The organism is Candidatus Neomarinimicrobiota bacterium (genome assembly GCA_034716895.1).
In the GTDB taxonomy this organism is placed as follows: Bacteria; Fidelibacterota; UBA8477; order UBA8477; family JABMPR01; genus JABMPR01.
Genome location: JAYEKW010000043.1, coordinates 1 through 5,084 on the forward strand (window position 1 = coordinate 1; position 5,084 = coordinate 5,084).

At 45.6% G+C, this 5,084-nt stretch carries 5 protein-coding genes; all 5 read right to left on the reverse strand.

Translation table 11 applies throughout. The features are described 5' to 3' along the window. The coding region (locus tag U9Q77_03165; GenBank protein MEA3286364.1) for a GTP-binding protein at positions 1-122 on the reverse strand (122 nt) is incomplete at its 3' end. Positions 123-153: 31 nt separating this feature from the next. Next, positions 154-2,229 carry an elongation factor G gene (gene fusA, locus U9Q77_03170; protein MEA3286365.1) on the reverse strand — a complete coding sequence of 692 codons (2,076 nt, stop codon included), beginning with the start codon at positions 2,227-2,229 and terminating at the stop codon, positions 154-156. Continuing rightward, the gene (gene rpsG, locus U9Q77_03175; protein ID MEA3286366.1) at positions 2,230-2,697 is read right to left on the reverse strand and encodes a 30S ribosomal protein S7; all 468 of its coding nucleotides are present in this window, start codon (positions 2,695-2,697) and stop codon (positions 2,230-2,232) included. An 8-nt stretch (positions 2,698-2,705) separates the two neighbouring features. Then, positions 2,706-3,080, reverse strand: a complete 375-nt coding sequence (gene rpsL / locus U9Q77_03180; GenBank protein ID MEA3286367.1) for a 30S ribosomal protein S12 — start codon at positions 3,078-3,080, stop codon at positions 2,706-2,708. Between the two features lie 60 nt (positions 3,081-3,140). Then, positions 3,141-5,084, reverse strand: a 1,944-nt coding sequence (locus tag U9Q77_03185; protein MEA3286368.1) for a DNA-directed RNA polymerase subunit beta', incomplete at its 5' end; no start/stop codon positions are given.

The window sequence follows — 5,084 nt, forward strand, 5'->3', positions numbered from 1 at the left end:
AAGCCCTTAGCTGCCAACACCTGAGTGATTGCTGCTGTTAATGTGGTTTTACCATGATCAACGTGACCGATCGTTCCGACGTTCACGTGTGGTTTGGTACGTTCAAATTTTTGTTTTGCCATTTTTTAAATTCCTCCAGACTTATTTTGAGTCTTAAGATTTTTCAAATATTTTTTCAGCAATGCTTTTTGGAACCAATCCATAGTGATCGAACTGCATACTGAATACAGCCCGGCCCTGTGTTAATGACCGGAGATCCGTTGCATAACCAAACATTGCAGATAAGGGAACAAACGCATTCACAACCTGAGCATCTTTACGAGGAGTCATCCCCTGCACTTTGCCACGTCGTGAAGAAATATCACCCATCACATCACCCAAATATTCTTCAGGAACCACAACTTCAACAGCCATCATAGGCTCCATCAGCTTGGGACCTGCTTTCTTACAGGCAGCCTGAATCGCCATTGATCCTGCGATTTTGAAGGCCATTTCTGAAGAATCGACATCGTGATAGCTCCCATCGTAGAGTTCAACCCGAACATCCATAAGGGGATAACCAGCCAACACACCATTCTTAAGCGCGTCCTGGATACCTTTATCAACAGCCGGGATATACTCACGCGGAACAGAGCCACCGACAATCTTGTTTTCAAAATGATATCCCTTGCCTGACTCATTGGGACTAACCCTGATCATTACATGACCATACTGTCCCTTACCGCCTGTCTGACGCGAGAATTTTGTATTTTGTTCAACACTTTTGGAGATAGTCTCAACATAAGCAACCTGCGGAGTACCGACACGTGCATTTACCTTGAACTCACGCAAGAGACGATCAACGATGATTTCAAGGTGCAGCTCACCCATACCGCGAATAATGGTCTGGCCTGTTTCATGGTCAACATTCACCAAGAAAGTAGGATCTTCTTCAGCCAACTTGGCCATGGCAACTGTCAAGGCATCGTTATCGGCTTTAGACTCAGGTTCAATAGCTACTGAAATTACTGGCTCTGGAAAGTCCATTGACTCCAAAACCAACGGATGCTTCTGGGCACATAGTGTATCACCGGTCCGAGTATTGCGCAAACCAATGGCCGCTGCGATCTCGCCAGCATATATCTGATCACGCTCTTCACGCTTAATGGAGTGCATCACCATCAGTCGACCAACGCGCTCTCTTTTACCACTAATGGTATTGAGTACTGAGTCACCAGTCTTTACAGAACCGGAATAGACTCTGAAAAAGGTCAATTTACCGACGTATGGATCAGTCATGATTTTGAACGCCAGTGCCGCAAATGGTTCATTCTCATCAGCTTTACGATAGATGATTTTTTCATTGTCATCTACATCATGTCCTTCAACCGGCGGCAAATCCAACGGTGAAGGGAGGTAATCAATAATGGCATCCAGCAGACGCTGAACACCCTTATTTTTAAAGGCAGAACCAACCATGGTTGGGATCATTGAACCGTCAAGGGTGGCAGCCCGAATAGCAGCGCGCACTTCATCAGGATCAAGTTCTTCACCTTCAAGATATTTTTCAAGAAGTGAGTCGTCATAGCTGGCGACTTCTTCAATCAGTAAATGGCGATATTCATCGGCCTTTTCAATCATATCCTTGGGTATATCACTATATTCAAAATGAGCTCCCAGGGAGCTGTCATTGTAAAGAATTGCTTTCATGGAGAGCAGGTCGATCAGACCAGTGAACATATCACCTGCCCCAATCGGTAATACGATTGGGATCGGATTGGCACCCAGACGCTTCTTAATCATCTCAAGTACGTTATAGAAATCGGCACCGACACGATCCATTTTATTTACAAATGCGATCCGGGGAACCCCGTATTTATCAGCCTGGCGCCAAACGGTTTCACTCTGGGGCTCAACACCACCTACTGCGCAAAACAGAGCAACAGCTCCATCCAGCACTCGCAGACTTCGTTCAACTTCCACAGTAAAATCAACGTGGCCGGGCGTATCAATAATATTGACCCTGTGATCATTCCAAAAAGCGGTGGTTGCGGCGGAGGTGATAGTAATACCCCGCTCACGCTCCTGCTCCATCCAATCCATGGTAGCAGCACCATCATGTACTTCACCTATGCGATGAGTACGTCCCGTATAATAAAGAATACGCTCAGTGGTAGTTGTTTTACCGGCATCAATATGAGCCATGATGCCAATATTTCTTACCTTACTGAGATTAGTTTTCTTCACAATTTACCTAAAGTGAGCGAAGGCTTTGTTAGCCTCGGCCATACGGTGAGTATCTTCGCGTTTCTTGATCGAACCGCCCTCATTATTAGCAGCACCAATCAATTCGGCAGCTAATTTTTCGGACATGGTCTTTTGAGAACGTTTTTTTGCGAAAGAAATGATCCAGCGATAAGCCAAAGCCTGCCGTCTGTTTGCACGGACTTCGATGGGAACCTGATAGGTTGCTCCACCAACACGTTTGGATTTTACTTCTACAATGGGACCAACATTCTCTATCGCTTTCTTAAAAAGCTCTAATGGATCACTCTTGGTCTTTTGCTTGATAATGTCAAAAGCACCATAAAGAATCTTTTCACTCAGTCCTTTTTTTCCGCGTTCCATCAAATAGTTGATAAAACGGGCAACACCCACATCATTGTGGACTGGATCGGGCAAAATACTTCGTTTTTCTGGTCTACGTCTACGCATCAGTCAATTTCTTATGATTTGGGTCGTTTTGCGCCATAGCGTGAACGACTTGTTCTCCGGTTTTCAACTCCGGCAGTATCCAATGTGCCACGAATAATGTGGTACCGCACACCTGGTAAATCCTTTACACGACCACCTTCGATCAAAACGATGGAGTGTTCCTGTAAATTATGGCCTTCGCCAGGGATGTAAGCGGTTACTTCATACCCGTTAGCTAAACGAACACGGGCTACCTTTCGAAGAGCCGAGTTAGGCTTTTTCGGGGTAGTCGTATAAACTCTGGTACACACGCCCCTTTTTTGGGGACATGACTTAAGTGCTGGTGCTTTTTTCTTCTTCACAAGGCTTTTTCTACCTTTGCGCACCAATTGATTAATCGTGGGCATTTAATCTCCTTTTAAAAAGCCGCACAGTATAATTTCTGACCTATGAGCAGTCAAGGTCATTTATTCACTTTCGGGCTCTGAATTCTGACGGACAAAAGCCTTAGCTTCTTCCCTTTGCTTCCTCACTTCTAGAACCTGTTCAGCAATTTCATTGACAGGTCCTTCAGCTTTGATCTTTAGATATTTCGGTAGACCGGTTCCAGCGGGAATGAGGCGACCAACAATGATATTCTCTTTCAGACCGCGTAGGGTATCGGTCTTGGCATTGATGGCAGCATTGGTCAATACGCGAGTAGTTTCCTGGAATGAAGCGGCAGAAAATACACTCTCGGTATTCAATGAAGCTCTGGTGATTCCCAACAATAAGGGAGTATGCGTGGCAGGTTCTGCATCACGATACTCTGGTAGAACCGATTCTTTTGCTTTCAGATCTGCAACTACGGTTTCCATATCATTGCGATCCACTAACTGATGTTCCATAAAGGCAGATTCACCTGCATTTTCGACTACCACCATGGAAAGCACTTTTTCATTTTCAAACTGGAACTGGAATTTATTTACACGATCCTGATGCAGGAAGCGGGTATCTCCCGGATTCTCCACCTGAATCTTCTGCATCATCTGACGCACGATCGTCTCGATGTGTTTATCATTGATACGCACACCCTGCAACCGGTAAACTTCCTGGATCTCATTCACCAGATATTCCTGAACTTCTCGTTCACCCTTGATCCGGAGAATATCTTTCGGTGAGACCGGACCCTCACAGAGTCGATCACCAGCCTGAATGGAATCACCATCCAGCACAATGATATGACGCCCATAAGGAACTGAATATTCATATTTAACATTATCTGGAGTCTCAACGAGAATGGTTCGAACACCACGTTTCAGATCACCATAATTGACGATACCAGCAACTTCTGTTACAACTGATGGATCGGCCGGGTTACGGGCTTCAAACAACTCTGCAACTCGCGGCAAACCACCTGTGATATCCGCAGTTCTTGATTTACCCTTTAAGAATTTAGCCAGAGTAGTACCGGCTGTGATCTTCTGCCCATCATTCACTGTCAATACAGCACCTACGGGCAACACAACGTCCTTGCCGATAACTTTACCATCGTTGTCAACTATTTCAACACGAGGGGTCATCCGCATACCACGAGCATCTGTGATGGTGCGTTCAACCTTACCACTTTCACCAGATTCCTCGACAAAGGTCATGTCTTCAACGATCTCAACAAAGCGGATCGTGCCCCCGGACTGAGCAATAATAAAGTCAGTACGAGGATCCCAACGAACCAGACCCTGACCACGGGTAACCTTTTCTCCATCAGCCACTTCTACGATACTGGCATAAGGAATATTGGCTCGCGTTAAGGCACGATTATTTTTATCGACGATCTCAACATAATTATTTCTAACCAGAGCGATACGACCCAGTACATCGGTCGGCTCGGTAACTCGCAGACCGGGAGAATACCTGATGATACCATCAAATTTGGCTGATAGCTCACTCTCTTCAATAATACGAGAAGCAGTACCACCAATGTGGAAAGTACGCAGGGTTAGCTGCGTTCCTGGTTCTCCAATAGCCTGGGCAGCCATGATACCCACTGCTTCACCGGCATTTACCAGCTTGGCGGTGGACATGTTTCTGCCATAACATTTTGCACAAACACCAAATTCTGCTTCACAGGTAAGCACCGATCTGATACGAACTTTTTCAACATTCGACTCAGATATCTTCATGGCCAATTCTTCATCGACCAGCGCCCCTACTTCAGCGATCATTTCGTCTGTGATGGGATCAAAGACATCCTCCTGGAGAACGCGGCCCTTGATACGATCCTTTAGTGGCTCGATGATATCTTCACCCTGTTTTAAGGCTTTTACATCAATACCATTAATAGTACCGCAATCTTCGAGACGGATCACAACATCCTGAGCTACATCGACCAAACGACGAGTCAGGTAACCTGCATCAGCAGTTTTCAGGGC

What these genes read in the sequence shown, in the direction of transcription:
- rpsL (MEA3286367.1), bottom strand. Translation starts at nt 3,080, where the DNA reads ATGCCCACGATTAATCAATTGGTGCGCAAAGGTAGAAAAAGCCTTGTG.